The following is a 16,595-nucleotide window of genomic DNA, read 5'->3' as shown; positions in this document are numbered from 1 at the left end:
CAGCAGGGGCAGGCGTAACCTTGCTTCATTGCCGAAATGAAGCCCGACCGGAGGCCCCCAGATGAACCATAAAATTGCCCTTGCGCTTGCCCTGACATTTACCGTTGCGCTGGTCTCCGGCTGCTCCACTCATCATGCGACCGAGCAGCGTCCATTTAGCACTGAGGAAAGCCATCAGCTCGCGCTGGAAGATTTGAACCGTCGCGGTTTGTCATTTGACGAATACCAGGCGCGCAAGGCGCAATTGCTTGCAGACCCTCAGATCCAGCAAGCGCGTGAGTTCGATGACGACGGCGAAACCAGCGTTGATCTGGGTGCCATCACTCAACCCCCGCAAGGCTGACAGCCTGCTTGATAAGCCTGCTGCGTGAAACTGTACGGTAATAATGATCAGCCAACTGTCCGTTTGTTTCTGACAACGTCTCCGATAGGGTGAGCGCCTGACTCACTGCTACGGACAGGCTTCATGGTGCTCTCTTTCGATTTACTCCTCGCTTTTGCACTGTTCGCCTTCGTGACGTCGGTGACCCCCGGGCCGAATAACATGATGCTGCTGGCTTCCGGCGTTAATTTCGGTTTCAGCCGAACCCTCCCTCATATGCTGGGCATAACCATCGGCTTTTTTGTTCTGGTGCTGGCGGTGGGCTTTGGACTGGGCGGTGTGTTCAGGACCTGGCCGATGCTTTACACGATCCTGCGCTATGTGGGCGCTGCCTACCTGGTGTATCTCGCCTGGAAGATTGCGACATCGGGGCCTGCTTCCGAAAACGTCGAAAGCAAAGGCAAACCGTTCAGCTTCATTAACGCCGCGCTGTTCCAGTGGGTCAATCCCAAGGCCTGGATCATGGCGATCGGGGCAATCAGCACGTACACGCCCATGCAGGGCTACTTTTATAACGTGGTGGTGATCTCGGCGGTTTTCGCGTTGATCAACCTGCCCAGTGTCGGGATTTGGGCAGGCTTTGGCAGCCTGCTGCGCAATGTGCTTCGCGATCCCCTTGGGCTGAGGATTTTCAACGGTGTGATGGCCGCCTTGCTGGTGGCCTCACTGTACCCGTTGTTCGTCGAGCACTGAGCCTGTCGTTACAACGCCAGTTGCAGATGCCCGCCTGCCTGTTTGTGACGCGCCTGCAGCCTGCGCTGCAGGCCATGGTAGAAGTGTTCCAGCCCTTCATGCAGCCGTTCGGTGAGCGTTTCGTCGAGCGTGCCGCCTTGTTCGTTGTCGCCGTAGGTTATCTGAGTATCGATGGCGAAGATGCCGTGCAGCACTTCCTGTGATTTGAGGGTCGAGAGCACCGGTTTGAGGGCGTAATCGACGGCCAGCATGTGTGCAATGCTTCCACCCGTTGCCAGTGGCAAGACCACCTTGCCGTGCAGGGCACGTTCCGGGAGCAGGTCGAGCAGGGTTTTCAGTGCGCCTGAAAACGACGCCTTGTAGACCGGCGTGCCGATCAGAACACCATCAGCCTGGCTGACCGCTTCTATGAAAGCCAGCACTTGAGGACTGTCGAAGCGGGCGAACAGCAGGTCCTCGGCATTGAAGTCGCGAATGCGCAATGTCGTGACTTCAACGCCTTGTTCTTGCAACCAACTGCTTGCGTGGGCCAGGACTACCCCAGAGCGGGATTTGGGAGACGGACTGCCTGAGAGTGAAACGACGAGCATGCGGGAATTCCTTGCGATAAGCGTCCCTCTGCAAAGCAGCTTGTGTGCCAGCCCCGTAAAATCGTCTCGCAGCCTCTGAAATACAGGGGTTTCCCAACGCCCGCAGTGTGGCTGGAATGGCCGATTGCTGACGCTTTTGCAAACAACTGTTGCAAGGCTGTTGCTTCAGCAACAGTCAGGCTTCGCTGACTAAGACAAAAAAATCCCCGCAACGCGGGTTGCAGGGACAGTAAGCGACGTCGGCGAGAGGTCAGCGGCGAAAGGCGGCACCGGTCTGCACGACGCTGGCCGAACCCAGCAACTGACTGATGAAGCGACTCCAGCGAGTAATGTCAGCCGGGCCGACGAAAACTACGTCCTGGGCCTTGAGCTCGAATTGCCCGGCCAGCAGGTACGCAGTGGGTTTTTTGGCATTGAGGTGGTAGACGGTCGAGGCGGCATCGGCGAAGTTTTCCGCACCGCGTATCACGTACACCGCATTACCGTCTGCACTGTCCGGGCTCAAGCCACCCGAGTTGCCCAGTGCCTCCAGCAGCGTCAGGCGTGTTGTTCCGAAAGAGATGACCTGAGGGTTGCGGACTTCGCCCAGCACGTAAATCTTGTTTCTCGAATTGCTGTTCAAATGCAGGTAATCGCCATCCTTGAGAAATATCCTGCTCAACTGCGAGCCTTCGCGGTTCAGCGAGTCAATGTCGATCAGGTAGTCCCGACCATCACGCCGCAGGGTCAACCCGGCCAGATTCGCGTCGGTCAGATCGACCCCTGCCACGCTGACTGCTTGCACCAGGCTCAATGGAATATTGGTGATCGGTTGCGGGCCGGGCACCTTGAATGAGCCTGACAGCAATATGCGCTGGCTGTTGTAGCGCAGCACCTTGGCGTCGACCTTGACCTCGGTGTACTGAGGCGCCAGGCCCATGCGCAGTTGCTCGCGGACCTCGCTGACGGTTTTGCCACTGGCGCGAATCCGCCCGATATAGGGGAAATAGAGTGTGCCGTCGTTCAGCACCTCACGGGTGTTCGCATCCAGTTGGTCCTGCGATCCCGGCGCTGTCAGCTCCGGGTGCTCGAACACGGTAACCAGCAGGGTATCGCCAGCCCCTATCACGTATTCCGGGGTCTTGTAGTCAAGCAGTTCCTGCGGCAGAGCCTTGGCGTCTGCGATGGCGCGTTGCTGTTGGTGTCGCAAACTGTTCGGGGTCATTTCGACCAGCTGCGCCCTGGGCTCTTCAGGGTCGTTGAGGGTGACGTCGTCCTGCGTCATATGCTGACCGGGGGCAAAGGCACAGCCCTGTAGCGTCAAGCTGGCGAGCAGTAAAGCAACTAACGTCCGATTCATATCCGGGTTCCTTTCATCATGGGGTGTGGCTCCTTGTGCGTACGAGGTCCGAGATTGATCGGGGGAGAAGGGAATAGTCAGAAGGCGTTCTTGTTGACGAACCCTCTGAGCAGCGTCAGCAGAATGATTTTGAGGTCCAGCCAGATCGACCAGTGCTCGATGTAGTCCAGATCGAATTCGACCCGCTTGCGCATCTTGTCCAGCGTGTCGGTTTCGCCACGCCATCCGTTGATCTGTGCCCAGCCGGTAATGCCGGGTTTGACCTTGTGGCGCAACATGTAGCCGCTGACCTGCTTGCGATACTGTTCGTTATGCGCAACGGCATGAGGACGGGGGCCGACGATGGACATTTCACCGAGCAGCACGTTGAAGAACTGCGGCAGTTCATCCAGTGAAGTGCGCCGCAGAAAGGCGCCCAATGGTGTGATTCGTACATCGTTGCGGGTGGCTTGAGTCACCACGTCACCGTTTTCCAGCACGCTCATGCTGCGAAACTTCCAGACCATGATCGACCTGCCGTCCAGCCCGTAACGCCGCTGGCGAAACAGTACCGGGCCGGACGAAGTGAGTTTGATAGCCGTGGCGATAAGCAGCAGCGGCAGGGCGATTATTGTCAGAATCAGACTGGACAGCAGAATGTCTTCGAAACGTTTGGCCAGGCTCCAGGCACCGTCCATGGGTGAATCGAAAATACTGATGCTGGTCAGGCCGTTGATGCTTTCACTGCGCGCGTGCAGCAGGTCGAACATGAACACGTCCGGGACGAGATACACCGATGCGGTGGTATCGCTCAGTCCGGTTATCAGCTCGCGCAACTGCGGTTCGGCACTGAAGGCGAGGGTGATGTACACCTTGTCGATCCGATTGGCGCGGGCGTCTAAGATCAACTGTTCCAGATCACCCAGTACCGGCAGGCGGCGTGTGCCGGCGTCCGGGTGCATTTGCTGCGGATGGGCGTCATAGAAACCCAGAAGTTTCAGGCCCATCCACGGTGCGAGAGAGATCGAGCGCGCCAGCCGTTCGCCCACCTGACCGGTCCCGACGATCGCCACCCGACGTGTATTGAAACCATTTCGCCGCAGTGTGTGCAGTGCAAGGCGAATCAACAGTCGATAGCCGCACAGCGCGCCAAGGACCAAGGCAAACCAGCTCATCTGCTCGTTATCCGGCATCTGCAGACGTTTTAGCAGCAGGTAGTTCAACGAGAGCAGAATGACAAAGCTCAGTGCCCAGTAATTGAAGACCTTGGTCAGTTCGCGCAGGATACGTTCGCCGCGCCACGAGCCATACAACTGGTGATATTCACTGAACCAGTGGAACAACAGCACTGCCAGGAGGATGCGAAACCAGGTCTCGGTGATGTTGATCGTCGTCAGCCCGGTTTGCCAGTAACCGATCGATACAATAACTGCCAGATCCAGCAGACGATGGGCGAGTGACAGTGCCGATTGATGGGCATGCAGAATGCCGCGAACGGACGTAGCCATCGACGGTTCCCTCACACGGATTTGATGGGAACGACGCGGCCCGGCAGGTCGCTGCCTGCTGGCCCGGTATAGGCGGTCCAATCTGGCTGAGGCAGGCGCGCCAGATGAAGCAGGTGGGCCGTCACCAGGCGGCTTTCGACGAACGCCTGGATTTCCTGCTCGAAGCGCAGCACCGAAAATCGCTCGGCATTGGCCTGGCAGGCCTCTGGTGTGATGCGTGCCTGCTCTGCTTCGAACTCGGTAACAGCGGCGATCAGCGAGGCGACGGTTTGTTGTCGATAAAACACGCCGGTCGGGTGCGGGTGATCGAGCCCGCGGACGGTTTCCAGCACGCCGCCCTTGCCGAACGCAATCACCGGTGTACCGCAGGCCTGAGCCTCGACCGGGCTGATACCGAAATCCTCCTCGGCGGCAAACACAAAGGCCTTGGCGCTGCGCATGTGTTGCAGCAGCACGGCAGCCGGCTGAAAGCCCAGCAGCGTGATGTTGGGCGAGTGGCAGGCAATGGCGCGGGCCTTGGCCAGGTCAGGCCCTTCGCCGATCATGATCAGGCGCTTCTCCGGCATAGCGGCGAACGCTTCGACGATCATCGGCATGCGTTTGTAAGGCACCATGCGTGAAGCGCTGAGGTAGAAATCCTGACGAGCGCCATGCGCGGTGAAGCCGAGCGTGTCCACTGGCGGATAGATGACCGTGGACTCTCTCCGGTAAGCCTTTTCGATGCGGGCGCTGACAAACCCGGAATTGGCAATGAACGCGTCTACACCGGTCGAGGTGCGCTGGTCCCACAGCCGGATATAGTGCAGGACAATGCGTGCCAGCCGGCTTTTGATGCCTTTGACCATCCCTGATTCCCGGAGGTACTGGTGCTGAAGGTCCCAGGCATAGCGGATGGGTGAATGCACATAACTTATATGCAGCTGCCCCGGACCGCTGAGCACGCCTTTGGCCACAGCATGGCTGCTGCTGATGATCAGGTCATAAGCGGACAGGTCCAGTTGTTCTATGGCCAGCGGCATCAACGGCAGGTAGCGTTGGTAGTATTTTCGGGCACCAGGCAGATTCTGGATAAACGTCGTTTTCGGCCTTTTGCCGCGCAGGTGCAGGCGGTCCTGATCGTTGAGAAAATCGATCACGGCAAACAGGTCCGCGTCAGGCCAGATATTGATCAGTGACGCGAGTACGCGTTCGGCGCCGGCGTAAGTCACCAGCCAGTCATGGACGATAGCAATTTTCATGGGCGTTCCTTGCTCAATGTGCTCACGCTGTCGCAGACGCGGCAATGTGTCCGGCAATACAGGTGTCGACTCAGGGCTCGTCTGAAGATGTGCGATGGTCATGCGATGTCTCGCCGTGCGCATCGACCACGGGTTCCAGCAGCGTGTCGATATGCCGGGAAAGGTGCTTCGCGGAAAGCTCCCAGGAAAAACGTTGTACGTTTTTCAGCCCCCGCAGACGCAGCGATTGACGTAACGGGGCGTCGACCAGCACGCGGCGCATTGCCGCCGCCATGTGGCTGACGTCCAGAGGATCGAAATACAGCGCGCTGTTCTGCAGCACTTCAGGAATCGAGGCGGCATTGGCAGCCAGCACCGGACAGCCGCAGGCCTGCGCTTCCAGCGGCGGAATGCCGAAACCCTCGTACAGCGACGGGAAGACGAAGGCGATTGCCCCCTGATACTGCTCGATCAGTTCGGCATCACTGAGCCGACCCAGAAAGCGGATGCGAGGTTCACGACAGGCCAGGCGCTGCAGGTCCGGATCGGCGAACACGCCGCTTGCCGCGCCGACGATATGCAGTTGCAGATCCGCGTGACCACGCAGGCTCAGAAACGCCTCGATCAGTCGATTGAAGTTTTTGTGCGCAGCGGGCGATGAGACTGCCAGCAAATATTTCGGCCGGTCAGGCACGACCGGACGCGGTATGAATTGATCGCTGACCGCTGCGGGTACGACCAGCACCTTGTCTTCGGCATATCCGTAGAAAGAGCTGATCTCTGTTTTGGAAAAAACGCTGCCGGTCAGCAGGGTTCTGGCCCGCGACAGCAGGACCGGGGTAATGGTCCGGTAGACCAGGCGAAACAGCCGGGTATAACTTTGCGGATAACGCACATAGTTGATGTCGTGATGAGTGGCTATCTGGTTGCCGTAGAACATAGGGCCGGTGTTGCTGATCGAGATCAGCAGCGGGCTGCCCCGGCGCTTCAGGTACAGCGGCAAATCGATCTGCTCCCATAAATGACCGGTGGTATAGCCGACACGCTGCGCATCCAGCGCACGGGCACACTCATGCAGTCTGATCGCGCGCGGGGCAACAAAAACCAGATCGTGGCGCAGGCGTTTCAACGCCCGGCACATCTGTTCTGCATAGCGCTGCACACCACTGATGTCCTGGGTGAGAAACCGTGAATTGATGAAAATCATCTCAAGCTTCCTGCTGGTGAGGGTGATTTGGCTGGAGTACGAGCGCCTTGCCCGGTGCCCATGAGGTCGAAGATGTCCATTGAGCAGGACTGAAACTACGTGCGTACGCTGCGCCAGGTGATGCGGTCCTGAAGCGTCTGAGCAAAAATGCTTTCGTATTGATCCAGCATGAGGTCCAGGTTCAATAGGGACGCGACACTGTTACGCGCCTGACTGCCCAGGCGTGCGAGAAGCTCGGGTTGCTGATGCAGTTTGAGCATCGCCAGGCCCAGCGAGTCAGGATCATCGGGGCTGCACAGCAGGCCGTTGAGAGGGTCCTGAATGATTTCCGTCAGCCCGCCCATGCGGCTGGCAATCACTGGGCGGGAGTGCGCACAGGCTTCCACAGCCACCAGGCCGAATGGCTCGTTCCACATCGAAGGGACGACCGCGACATCGATCTGACGGTAGAAAATATCGGGCTGCTGAAAGCCGACGAAACTGATCCGGGGTGATGTGACCCTGGCCCGCAAGCGTATCTCGTCAGCCAGTTGCCCACGCCCGGCGATCTTCAGGGTGGCGTCGAAGGGCAAATGCTGGAACTGATCGATCAGCCATCCCACCCCTTTGTTTTCCGACAGCGTGCCCAGATAGCCAAAGCGCAGTGGGGCTTTATCCGCCGGTGGTGTGCGCAACTCGTGCAGCGGGGGTGAAAACGGACTGGCGTTATGCACCACATAGCCTCGTGCGCCCTTGAAATAGCCCTGCGCTTGAAGGGTGTCGAGCATGAAACGGCTAACCCCCACGACTGTACTGACTTGCTCCGATTGTCGAGCGTGATGCTTGCGAAACTGCGAGCACACCCGGCACTGCCGCTGACAGCTCTGACCGTTTTTGAACATGGTGCTGCCCGGACACAGCAAGTAAAAATCGTGCAGGACCTGCACGACAGGGCAATCGGCTGCGCTGATTTCGTCCCATGCCGACACCGACCAGCCGGTCAGGTTATGGCAGACCACGAGCTCGGGCTGTTCAGCTGCCATCACTTGACCGACGTAGTCGCGCATGCCGCTGTTGTAGCGATCACGCCAATGCCAGCCCAACCGCGCCAGACGGCCAGGTCGTTGAGCGCTGAAATGCCAGTAACTGTTCAGCAGTCCGGCCCGATAGACCTTGACACGATTGACCTCCGCCAGTTGCAGGCCAGGCTTATCGGAGGTGGCCAGCACCGCCACCGTATGACCGCGCTGCTGCAACCCCTCGACGGTGCGCTGCAGGATGATTTCCGCTCCGCCGCCGATATCGGGCGCGTAAAGGCTACTGACAAAGAGGATTTTCATAGCGGGTATGACCTGTTCAGGCCCAATACGCCAGCTTCGCCCTCGCGTATGGCCTTTCTCAGCAGGTGCAGGCGCTGCATGGCGTTATGACGACGTGCGCACAGGCTCAGCATGCAGAGAAAGACCAGCCGGTTGAGTCGATGGCTCGGCGCGGAAGATGCCCAGACATACTTGTCGAACCATGCCTGATTGCGCGCTGCATAATAAGCGCGTAGATCCGATCCGCCCAGCAGGTAGTTTTCATAGACGTTGCGGGTGCGGGCCTTGATGTTCCACGAGTCCTCCAGGTCATCAAGCCGTGCGCCGGTTATCAGAAACAGCTTTCCGCCGCCTTGGGTGATCCGCCAAGTGTATTCGCTGTCATCCACGTACAGTTTGAGCGCATCCAGTGGCTGGCCGATCTTCATGTAGAGGCTGCGATGGGCCAGCAACCCGCCGTAAGTCGCGAAGGGAATTTGCACCATTTCTGGCAAGGGGCTGGCCGCCCTGGACTGCCTGAAAGGCAAGCGGCGCCATATCTTGTAGGGCAACTGGGCAATGTGAAAACCGAAGAAACTCGAGCGACGCTGAATGGCGTAACGCAGCGGAACCCCGGCGGCAACGTCGGCCTGGTGAGTCGGACGTGCGGTGTTGTCATTCCCGCCGCTTTGCGTCTTTTCGTGCAGGGCTCTGTGCAGTACTTCAATGGCATCAAGGGTCGGCGCGTTGTCATCGTCCATCAGCCAGATGTAGTCGTCCCCGGCGTCGAGCGCTGCCTTTATGCCAACCGAATAACCGTTGGCCGAACCGGTATTGTGCGCAAGCCGGATCACCTGAACCTTGTCCGGCCATTCTTCGCACAGCGTCTGTAACGGCGCGACAGAAGCATTGCTGACGATGATGACCCGACTGATCAGCGGGCTCTGAAGCGAGCGGCTGATCAGCGTGTGCAGATAGTCGAAACGGTCACCATAGGTGAGCGTCACCAGGGTGGTCTGACAGGGCATGGTGCGGTTCCGGTGCGGAGGGCGGATGATGAGCGCGTGAAGGCGGCAGTGTCTGTTGGCGTGGTGAGCCTCAGGCCCTGGCTTGTACCCGTGACAGACTGCTGATGGGCAGCACCACCTGATGCTGGCGTTGCAACATGCTGAGCAGAATGACCGCGCGTTCGCTGCCGTCCGCTGTCAGGAAAATCGCCTCGACTGCACTCAGGCTGCCGGTGTTGATCAGCACTATGTCGCCCCGGGTAAACCGGGTGTCCGCCGATGGCGCAGAAAGACGCTGGCGGATCTGCTCGATCAGCGCGTCCCGAACCGGCACCGGCTGACCGCCAAAGGTCACGATGCGTGAGACGCCACGAGTGGAACGGATCGGGTACCAGTTGTCATGCACCTGGTCCATGCGAATGAACAGGTAGCCGGGGAACAGCGCTTCCCTAGCGACGGTCCTTTTTGCAGTCGCCTGTAGTGGCCGGTAACACTCGAAGTGCTGGCGTTGCAGATGTTCTGCGGCGCGCGCTTCCTGACGTGGTTTGGTCTGGATCAGATACCAGCGAGCATCCTGATCAGCGAGAAGCATGGTCAATTCCTTTTATATGAAGCGGCTCGGGTGTCTGGGGGCGTTTCTGGCTAGCGGGGGGCAGGGTGGTAGTTGTAACCATAGGCGGCACAGTCGTAGTCGGAGGTCATGGCGTTGCGCACCACCGCATTGAAAATGGCCCCTTTGATCAACACTCCGTTCTGGCCCAGGCGACGCTTGCAGGCTTCGATCTCCTTGATCGTGGTCATGCCAAAACGCGCGACCAGCAGGCAGGTGCCTGCCTGACGCCCCACCAGTGTCGCGTCGGTCACCGCGAGGATGGGCGGTGTGTCGATCAGGATCAGGTCATAGCGTGGCGACAGCTCGGCCAGCATCTTGTGGAAATTGTCATGCATCAGCAGTTCCGAGGGGTTGGGCGCCGCGAACCCGCAGGAGATGAGATCCAGGTGGTGAATGCGCGTCGGGTTGATGACCTCGCTGCAGGGCAATCGGGCGGCCAGCGTGTCGGACAGGCCGTGCCTGGGTTGCAGACCGAAGATACGGTGCAGGTAACCCTTGCGCATGTCAGCATCGATAAGCAACACCCGCTTGCCGGTCTGGGCAATGATCGCCGCCAGATTGGCCGACACAAACGATTTGCCGGCGCCCGGCGTCGGGCTCGATATCATCAGCACGTTATTGCGCGCTTCAAGCATCGCGAAATGCAGGCTGGTACGCAGGCTGCGCAATGATTCGACAGCCAGCTCGTCGGGCGCCGCAATGCTCAACAGTTTCGGCTCAAGCGTTGCCCGACTGTTCTTGCCGGGCTTCTCCAGTCGATCCTGATGGCGCGAAAAGGCCAGCGACGCATAGACCGGCATGCCGAGGCTTTCGATGACTTCTGCGCTTTCAACACCACGATAGAACGCCTGACGTATGAAAATGATGGTCACCGCAACCAGGACACCGAACAGAGAGGCAATCAGTACGATCAGCTTCTTCATCGGCCTGACGGGCCTTTCTATGTTGCTGTCGGCATTGTCGATGATCCTTACGTTACCGATGCTGCCCGCTCGCAGAATGTCCTGCTCCTGGCTCTTGTTGAGCATCAGCGTGTAGGTCTGGCTGGTGACCTGCATGTCGCGCGTCAGACGCAGCAATTCCTGCTGGGTCATGGGCAGCGCTTCGATCTTCTTCAGCAGGGCCTGCCTCTGTTGTTCAAGCTGATTGATCTGGCTCATCAGACCGCGGTAGGTCGGGTGCTCGCGGGTGTATAGACGCTCCAGTTCGACGCGTTTGAGTTTCAGCTCGGAAAGCGTCGCGTCGAGACTGACCACCTGATCAAGCACTCCCTTGGTTTCGATGCTCAGGTCCACAGACTTGGCGCTGGTCTGAAAATTGTTCAGCGCGACCTCTGACTCTTCCAGTTGTTTGCGCACCGCAGGCAGTTGCGAGCGCAGAAACTCCAGACGCTGGGCCGCCTCGGCAGAACTGCGCTCGACGTTCTGGCGTACGTACAGATGGCTCACCTCTTCGAGAATTCGATTGGCCTTCTGCGCATCCGGGTCTTCGATGGACAGGTAAATGATCCCTGAGTCTCTGCCGGCCTCAGTGATCTTCAAACGGTTCTGATAGCTCAACGCGGTGCTGAAGGTGCGTTGTCTCGAGACCGTGAAATCAGTCCCGGGACGTGCTTGCAGCGCGGCGACCTGAATCGTGACCCCGCTGCCCTCGACGACGCGATTGGTCGCGCCGCGAAGCAGCAGACGGTGCTCATCGTCGTAGAGCGAGAACTGGCCGGGCTGGCCTGCAGTCAGAGTCAGGTTTTCGCCGAGCAGAGACTCCGGCACGTCGAGTTGAAAAACGTCGATTTTCTCGCCGCCCCACGCATAGCGGTTGAGGCCGAACAAGGGCTCTGCCAGCGTGCGCTGGCTTCCAGGGGTAAAGGTGCGATGCAGGTAAGGACCGATCACCGGAAAGAAGTCCGGGGTCTGCAGCACATTGAGTTTGAGGTCATCGACCACCTTGCCTAGCAATGCACGTGATTTGATCAGCTCGATCTCGGTGGTCGCCTGGGACACTGACGTCGGCCTGCCGCTGGCCTCTGGCGTGCCCTCGATGCCAATTTTTCTGGGCTCTATCTGGATCATGGCATTGGCCTGGTAGTAAGGCGTCGCCAGAATCGCGTAGGCCAGCCCGATCAGGAAGAACAGCCCGACGGTCCAGAGAATCAAGGCTTTGTGATCGAACAACATCCGCAGAACGGTTGCCAGATCGACCCGTGAATCCTGGTAGTGATCCAAAAGAGCATGGTTCATGACGGTCATTTATCGTGTCTCTTCTGACTGAAAATGAGGAAGCCAGTCGTCGATGCACCGCGAGAGCTGCGCATAGGTCTGTTCGAAGGCTGAAAGGGGTCGCCGATAGGGGTCGGCTACATCGGGATCGAGCGGGCCTTGCCACTGGCCAATCGAGAAAGTTCTGCCACGTACTGCGGGCGCGAACCTGAGCAGGTCGGGCATGTGCCGCCGTTCCATCACCAGGATCAGCTCTGCCTGGTGCAGCAGCTCGTGGTTGACCTGGCGTGCGGCATGGGGCTGCAGCGGCACACAATGGGCATCCAGCACGGCGCGGGCCGACGGGTCTATAGGTGAGCCTGACAGCGCGGCGATGCCTGCCGAATCAACACACACTGTGGTGGCCCCCAGGCGCTGGCGCATCATGGCCACCGCCATCGGGCTGCGGCAGACGTTGCCGACGCACAGCACCAGTACGCTACTGAACATGGCTGTCCGTCGGTGTCGGCAACAGACGCTTGAACAGGTTGCCGACGAGGTTGCCCGCCACTTTCCACAGGGTCTGAAGTTTGCGGCGAGGAGCAAGCGCTGCCAGCGCGAGGCAAACCGTCTGGACCAGAAAGTGCTCGTACAGTGGTTGATTGCCGATACGATTGTAGTAGTTGGCCAGGCTGAAGCAGGTCATCAGGTTCATGTGGATCTTGCGCTTATCGCTGCGCATGGAAAACACTCCGCCAGGGTGCAGTCGATACGCTGCGGGCTTGATCTCTCCCAGGAACTTGCCGCTGCCATAAGCGCCCAGCAGCGACCACCAGCACATGTCGTTCAGCGGTGCGCTGCGGACATTCAGCTCCGCAGGCAATGTGCTGAAGACATTGCGAAAACACGTGGTAAGGGTCGACAGCCGCCGTGCTTTCTGTAATTCCAGAGGCGTGGCGTCGGTGCGCAGGCGGCCTTTCAACTGCACGCCATACTGACCGTTCTCGTCGAAGGCGAACGCATCGTGGTAAGTGATGACGCAGCCAGGATGGCTTTCGAGAAAGTCCACTTGAGTTTGCAGTTTGAGCGGATCCGTCCAGTAGTCGTCTGCTTCGCAATAGGCTATATAGCGGCCGCGTGCGCTGGCAAAAAGCGCCGGAACACAGGGCTGGCCCAGGCTGTATTGGTTGGCTTTTTGGTAGAACGCTCGAATGATCGTCGGGTACCGCTCGGCGTATTGCGCGATGATGCGTGCGGTACTGTCGGTGGAGGCGTCGTCGTTGATCAGAATTTCGTAATCGAAGCGTGTCTGCTGCGAAAGGAAGCTGTCCAGCGCCTGAGCGATGAAGGCTTCCTGGTTGTAAGCCGGGCAGACAATGCTTAATAGCGGTGGCTGCGCAGTCGTTTTTTTATCGATGGTATCCATTGTTCAAGTACTCGGTTTGCTGAACAGAACATGGATTTTCGACCTTAGTGGCCTGTGACTTCCCGCCACTAGCGCGAGTGTGATCAGACCGCTGACGGCCATCGCCAAAAGCAGGCTGCCTCGACTCTGGCCTGCGATCAGGCGAAACACAGGCTCACTGATCGCCAACCCGACAGCGGTCATGATGGTGATGCGCACGATATCGCTCAGCCACTGCCGATGAATGCCTGGTGCCAGACATTGATGCACGATCAACGGCCAGATGGCGAAAGACGTCATGCGCAGAAAAAACCAGGCCAGCGCAGCGCCGTACACGCCCTGATAATGAATGGCCAGGCACATGACGGGCACCGTGATGGCGGTCGATACCAGGCTGTACCAGAGGTGCAGCTGCATCCGGCCATAGGCGTACTGCAGATAGAACTGAAAGGCGCTGGCGGCCATGATCGCGCTGCCCAGTGCATACCAGCCCAGCACCGGACGACTCCAGCGGGCGGCCATTTCGTCGCCGCTCCACGCGAAGATCAACGGCTCGGCATGCAAGGCAATGACGGCGGCCAGTGGAAAGAGAACGCTGCAGGCCATGCGATTAGCGCCGAGAAACAACGCGTGCATGTCGTCGCGTTTGCCTTCGGCCATCAACACCGTCATGCGCGGCAGCAGCGTCTGAATCAGTGGATTGGCCAGCATCAGAATGCCGGTGGTAATCAACGCAACAAGGGAAAAGTAGCCGTACTGGTCCAGCGGCAGCACGTTCGACAGTAGCGCCTTGTCCATCTGGGTCAGCACGACCCACAGCACCGCGCTCAGCGACAGGCTGCCGGCGAACGGCAGAATCGGTTTGACGAGTGGCCAGTCCAGACCGCTCAGCCAGCGTGGCGCGGGCATCTGATGCCAGGCTTTGCAGGCGAAGACCAGTGTCTCGATCAATCCCACTGCTGCCTGAAACTCAAAGAAGTGCCTTGGGTCCTGGGAGAACTGGCTGACCAGCAGCAGCCCGCCCAGATAGCGCAGCGTGGCGATCGACACATTGGCAGCGTTGAGCCAGCCATGCTGTTCGAGCCCCTGAAGACCACTTTTGTAAAGAGTCGAATACAGGCGCAGGGCAATGATCAACCCCATCAAGCCGATACAGTAGGACAGTGTGTCGGGCTGCAGCGTGTCTGCATTGAGCCAGCGCGTGGCGATCCATGTGCTGGCTGCAACGATGAGCAAACCACTGAGCACCGCCAGCGGCAGAAACAGCAGCTCAAACGAGCGCAACAGTAGACCAAGCTTTTGCTCGAGCGCGGGAATGCCCCGTTGATGAGCCACTGCGCGTACCAGACTTGGAGACAACCCAGCGTCCAGCAGTTGCAACCAGGCTTGCAGCAGTGTGAAGAAACCGATCAGGCCATAGGCTTCGGCGCCCAGATGGTTCAGGTAGAACGGCATGATCAGAATCCCGATCAGCAGCACATAAGCCTGACCACCGTAATTCAGTAACGTGTTACGAAAGATGGAGACATGAAGCGAGGAGGGGCCGTGGGTCATGATCAACTTGCCCGCGCAATGGCAGGCGCGCCATAACCGGAACCTTCCAGGCTGCAGGCTTCGATCAGCGTGCGAATGACCAGGTCCTGATCGCTTTTCTGCAGGCCCGGGTAGATAGGCAGGCACAGCACCCGCTCGCTCAAGGCCCGGGAGACGGCCTGTGCCGGTTGCGGTTGCAGATATTCAAGCGTGTCCAGCGATGGATAAAAGTAACGACGAGGGTTGATCTCGCGCAGGTTCAGCGCAGTGCGTACTTGCAACAGCTGTTGCTCGTCGCGCAAGGCCACGGGGTAGTAGCTGTTGTTCAGGCTGCTGTCGGTCTGGGGTTGCTGCAGATCGAGGTAGCTTTCCAGTGATGAGGTGTAGCGGCACGCGATCTCTGCGCGCTCCTCGAGAATGTTTTCAATGTTGTCCAGAACACACAGCCCCATCGCTGCGGAAAACTCATTGAGTTTGGCATTGATGCCAATGCCGTCGATCCGGTCCACTCCGGATATACCGAAGTTGCACAACAGATGGGCCTTCCTGGCCAGTTCGTCGTCATTCGTGATGATCGCGCCGCCTTCGATGGTATGAAACAGCTTGGTGGCATGGAAACTCAGGGTACTGATATCGCCATGGTTCAGCACCGACTGGCCCGCATGGCGCACGGCGAATGCGTACGCGCCGTCATACACCACTTTGAGCGAGTGTTTGCGAGCAATCTGTTGAATTGCTTCAACGGCGCAAGGATTGCCAAACACATGTGTGCCGACGATCGCGGTAGTGTCCTCGGCGATACTGTTGCTGATGTGTTGCGGAGAGATGTTCCAGGTGGCCGGATCGATATCGGCAAAAATCGGCCGGATGCCTTCCCATTGCAGCGAGCTGCTGGTGGCGACAAAGCTGAACGGCGTGGTCACGGCGCTACCTGTCAGGCCCAGGGCGCGATAGGCAACCTGCAAGGCCAGTGTGCCGTTGTTGGTCAGAATAATATGACGGACACCCAGGTAATCCTTGAGGCGGTCAGTCAGTTCCTTCGCCAGCGGGCCATGATTGGTCAGCCAGCCTCTGGCGTAAATCCCTTCGACGTAGCGTTTGAACTGATCGATATTCCCCAGGTAAGTCTTGGTCACATTAATCATCGAAGCCTCCATGTCTCTCTGAACCAGGTTGTTGCCAAACGAATGACCAGGCGCGTCTCGACTACAGCTTCACATTGCTTCAGGCAACGCTACCGCCATACCGAACGCGTTCAGTACTTTCAAAGGGGGGATTCAAGAGTCAACAGGCATCCGCCAGCGCAAGATGAGCACTGGGGAAATAACTAACTGCGTGGGACGGAACAGCAGCCAACTTCGACGTGGTTATCCTGGCGCCTGCTCTGCGGCATGTGCGTAATGATCAGGATGTGTGTCTGACAGCGCTATATATCGGTGGCAACAGGGTATCTGTCAAATTATTTCGTCAGTCTTCTGTTGTTTTCCAGAAAAAGACTTTCGGCTTATTCGCTAACTCGTTGATTGTTATGAGTGTCAAAAAAACAGCAGTTAAACGTTGCTTTTTACTGGCACCTTTTACGCGCCATTTCGAAGCAGTAAAGGTCGTCCAGGCAGGCTGGCCTGCATACCTGGTGCGAGCTTTATGTTC

General features: G+C 58.5%; 15 protein-coding genes. 2 read left to right on the top strand and 13 right to left on the bottom strand.

Annotation, left to right across the window (positions count from 1 at the left end; translation table 11 throughout):
* The first annotated feature begins 61 nt into the window (after nt 1–61).
* Together POR16_RS14725 and POR16_RS14720 are read left to right on the top strand one after the other, a co-directional pair.
* Nucleotides 62–343 carry a hypothetical protein gene (locus POR16_RS14725; protein WP_005890571.1) on the top strand — a complete coding sequence of 94 codons (282 nt, stop codon included), beginning with the start codon at nt 62–64 and terminating at the stop codon, nt 341–343.
* A 123-nt stretch (nt 344–466) separates the two neighbouring features.
* Nucleotides 467–1,075, top strand: a complete 609-nt coding sequence (locus tag POR16_RS14720; RefSeq protein ID WP_005890572.1) for a LysE family translocator — start codon at nt 467–469, stop codon at nt 1,073–1,075.
* A gap of 8 nt (nt 1,076–1,083) precedes the next feature.
* Here POR16_RS14720 and ssuE read toward each other — a convergent pair whose 3' ends face one another.
* The 13 genes from ssuE to POR16_RS14655 all read right to left on the bottom strand — a co-directional run bounded on the left by ssuE (nt 1,084) and on the right by POR16_RS14655 (nt 16,090).
* Nucleotides 1,084–1,665 carry an NADPH-dependent FMN reductase gene (gene ssuE, locus POR16_RS14715; RefSeq protein WP_024670989.1) on the bottom strand — a complete coding sequence of 194 codons (582 nt, stop codon included), beginning with the start codon at nt 1,663–1,665 and terminating at the stop codon, nt 1,084–1,086.
* A gap of 250 nt (nt 1,666–1,915) precedes the next feature.
* A complete protein-coding gene (locus tag POR16_RS14710; RefSeq protein ID WP_005890574.1) occupies nt 1,916–3,004 on the bottom strand; it encodes a polysaccharide biosynthesis/export family protein in 1,089 nt (362 codons plus the stop codon).
* A gap of 77 nt (nt 3,005–3,081) precedes the next feature.
* Nucleotides 3,082–4,491 carry an undecaprenyl-phosphate glucose phosphotransferase gene (locus POR16_RS14705; protein ID WP_005890575.1) on the bottom strand — a complete coding sequence of 470 codons (1,410 nt, stop codon included), beginning with the start codon at nt 4,489–4,491 and terminating at the stop codon, nt 3,082–3,084.
* An 11-nt stretch (nt 4,492–4,502) separates the two neighbouring features.
* Nucleotides 4,503–5,729: a glycosyltransferase family 4 protein gene (locus POR16_RS14700; RefSeq protein WP_005890577.1), complete on the bottom strand. Its 1,227-nt coding sequence runs from the start codon at nt 5,727–5,729 to the stop codon at nt 4,503–4,505.
* Nucleotides 5,730–5,799: 70 nt separating this feature from the next.
* Nucleotides 5,800–6,915 carry a glycosyltransferase family 4 protein gene (locus POR16_RS14695; RefSeq protein ID WP_005890579.1) on the bottom strand — a complete coding sequence of 372 codons (1,116 nt, stop codon included), beginning with the start codon at nt 6,913–6,915 and terminating at the stop codon, nt 5,800–5,802.
* A gap of 95 nt (nt 6,916–7,010) precedes the next feature.
* Nucleotides 7,011–8,234 (bottom strand): glycosyltransferase family 4 protein, encoded by a 1,224-nt coding sequence (locus POR16_RS14690; RefSeq protein ID WP_005890581.1) that lies wholly within the window; start codon nt 8,232–8,234, stop codon nt 7,011–7,013.
* Nucleotides 8,231–9,220, bottom strand: coding sequence for a glycosyltransferase (locus POR16_RS14685; protein WP_005890583.1), 990 nt, complete (start codon nt 9,218–9,220; stop codon nt 8,231–8,233). Before POR16_RS14685 ends, POR16_RS14690 begins: the two co-directional genes overlap by 4 nt.
* 70 nt (nt 9,221–9,290) lie before the next feature.
* Nucleotides 9,291–9,791 carry a transcription/translation regulatory transformer protein RfaH gene (gene rfaH, locus POR16_RS14680; protein ID WP_005890586.1) on the bottom strand — a complete coding sequence of 167 codons (501 nt, stop codon included), beginning with the start codon at nt 9,789–9,791 and terminating at the stop codon, nt 9,291–9,293.
* A gap of 50 nt (nt 9,792–9,841) precedes the next feature.
* Complete coding sequence (locus tag POR16_RS14675) at nt 9,842–12,058, bottom strand: polysaccharide biosynthesis tyrosine autokinase (RefSeq protein WP_005890588.1); 2,217 nt, start codon at nt 12,056–12,058, stop codon at nt 9,842–9,844.
* Nucleotides 12,059–12,517 (bottom strand): low molecular weight protein-tyrosine-phosphatase, encoded by a 459-nt coding sequence (locus POR16_RS14670; protein ID WP_005890590.1) that lies wholly within the window; start codon nt 12,515–12,517, stop codon nt 12,059–12,061.
* Entirely contained in the window at nt 12,507–13,433 is a 927-nt protein-coding gene (locus tag POR16_RS14665; RefSeq protein ID WP_005890592.1) for a glycosyltransferase family 2 protein, read from the bottom strand. The genes POR16_RS14670 and POR16_RS14665 overlap by 11 nt, the downstream gene beginning before the upstream one ends.
* 3 nt (nt 13,434–13,436) lie before the next feature.
* The gene (locus POR16_RS14660; RefSeq protein ID WP_005890594.1) at nt 13,437–14,966 is read right to left on the bottom strand and encodes a lipopolysaccharide biosynthesis protein; all 1,530 of its coding nucleotides are present in this window, start codon (nt 14,964–14,966) and stop codon (nt 13,437–13,439) included.
* Between the two features lie 2 nt (nt 14,967–14,968).
* A complete protein-coding gene (locus POR16_RS14655; protein WP_005890595.1) occupies nt 14,969–16,090 on the bottom strand; it encodes a DegT/DnrJ/EryC1/StrS family aminotransferase in 1,122 nt (373 codons plus the stop codon).
* Between the last annotated feature and the right edge of the window lie 505 nt (nt 16,091–16,595).

Origin of the sequence: Pseudomonas coronafaciens pv. oryzae str. 1_6, assembly GCF_000156995.2 — a bacterium.
Lineage (GTDB): Bacteria > Pseudomonadota > Gammaproteobacteria > Pseudomonadales > Pseudomonadaceae > Aquipseudomonas > Aquipseudomonas tremae.
Note: the sequence above shows the minus strand (reverse complement) of the source record. Positions and strands in the feature narration are given on the sequence as shown.

Coding starts and splice junctions, on each gene's coding strand:
- POR16_RS14725 (WP_005890571.1), top strand. CDS start 62: ATGAACCATAAAATTGCCCTTGCGCTTGCCCTGACATTTACCGTTGCG.
- POR16_RS14720 (WP_005890572.1), top strand. CDS start 467: ATGGTGCTCTCTTTCGATTTACTCCTCGCTTTTGCACTGTTCGCCTTC.
- ssuE (WP_024670989.1), bottom strand. CDS start 1,665: ATGCTCGTCGTTTCACTCTCAGGCAGTCCGTCTCCCAAATCCCGCTCT.
- POR16_RS14710 (WP_005890574.1), bottom strand. CDS start 3,004: ATGAATCGGACGTTAGTTGCTTTACTGCTCGCCAGCTTGACGCTACAG.
- POR16_RS14705 (WP_005890575.1), bottom strand. CDS start 4,491: ATGGCTACGTCCGTTCGCGGCATTCTGCATGCCCATCAATCGGCACTG.
- POR16_RS14700 (WP_005890577.1), bottom strand. CDS start 5,729: ATGAAAATTGCTATCGTCCATGACTGGCTGGTGACTTACGCCGGCGCC.
- POR16_RS14695 (WP_005890579.1), bottom strand. CDS start 6,915: ATGATTTTCATCAATTCACGGTTTCTCACCCAGGACATCAGTGGTGTG.
- POR16_RS14690 (WP_005890581.1), bottom strand. CDS start 8,234: ATGAAAATCCTCTTTGTCAGTAGCCTTTACGCGCCCGATATCGGCGGC.
- POR16_RS14685 (WP_005890583.1), bottom strand. CDS start 9,220: ATGCCCTGTCAGACCACCCTGGTGACGCTCACCTATGGTGACCGTTTC.
- rfaH (WP_005890586.1), bottom strand. CDS start 9,791: ATGCTTCTCGCTGATCAGGATGCTCGCTGGTATCTGATCCAGACCAAA.
- POR16_RS14675 (WP_005890588.1), bottom strand. CDS start 12,058: ATGACCGTCATGAACCATGCTCTTTTGGATCACTACCAGGATTCACGG.
- POR16_RS14670 (WP_005890590.1), bottom strand. CDS start 12,517: ATGTTCAGTAGCGTACTGGTGCTGTGCGTCGGCAACGTCTGCCGCAGC.
- POR16_RS14665 (WP_005890592.1), bottom strand. CDS start 13,433: ATGGATACCATCGATAAAAAAACGACTGCGCAGCCACCGCTATTAAGC.
- POR16_RS14660 (WP_005890594.1), bottom strand. CDS start 14,966: ATGACCCACGGCCCCTCCTCGCTTCATGTCTCCATCTTTCGTAACACG.
- POR16_RS14655 (WP_005890595.1), bottom strand. CDS start 16,090: ATGATTAATGTGACCAAGACTTACCTGGGGAATATCGATCAGTTCAAA.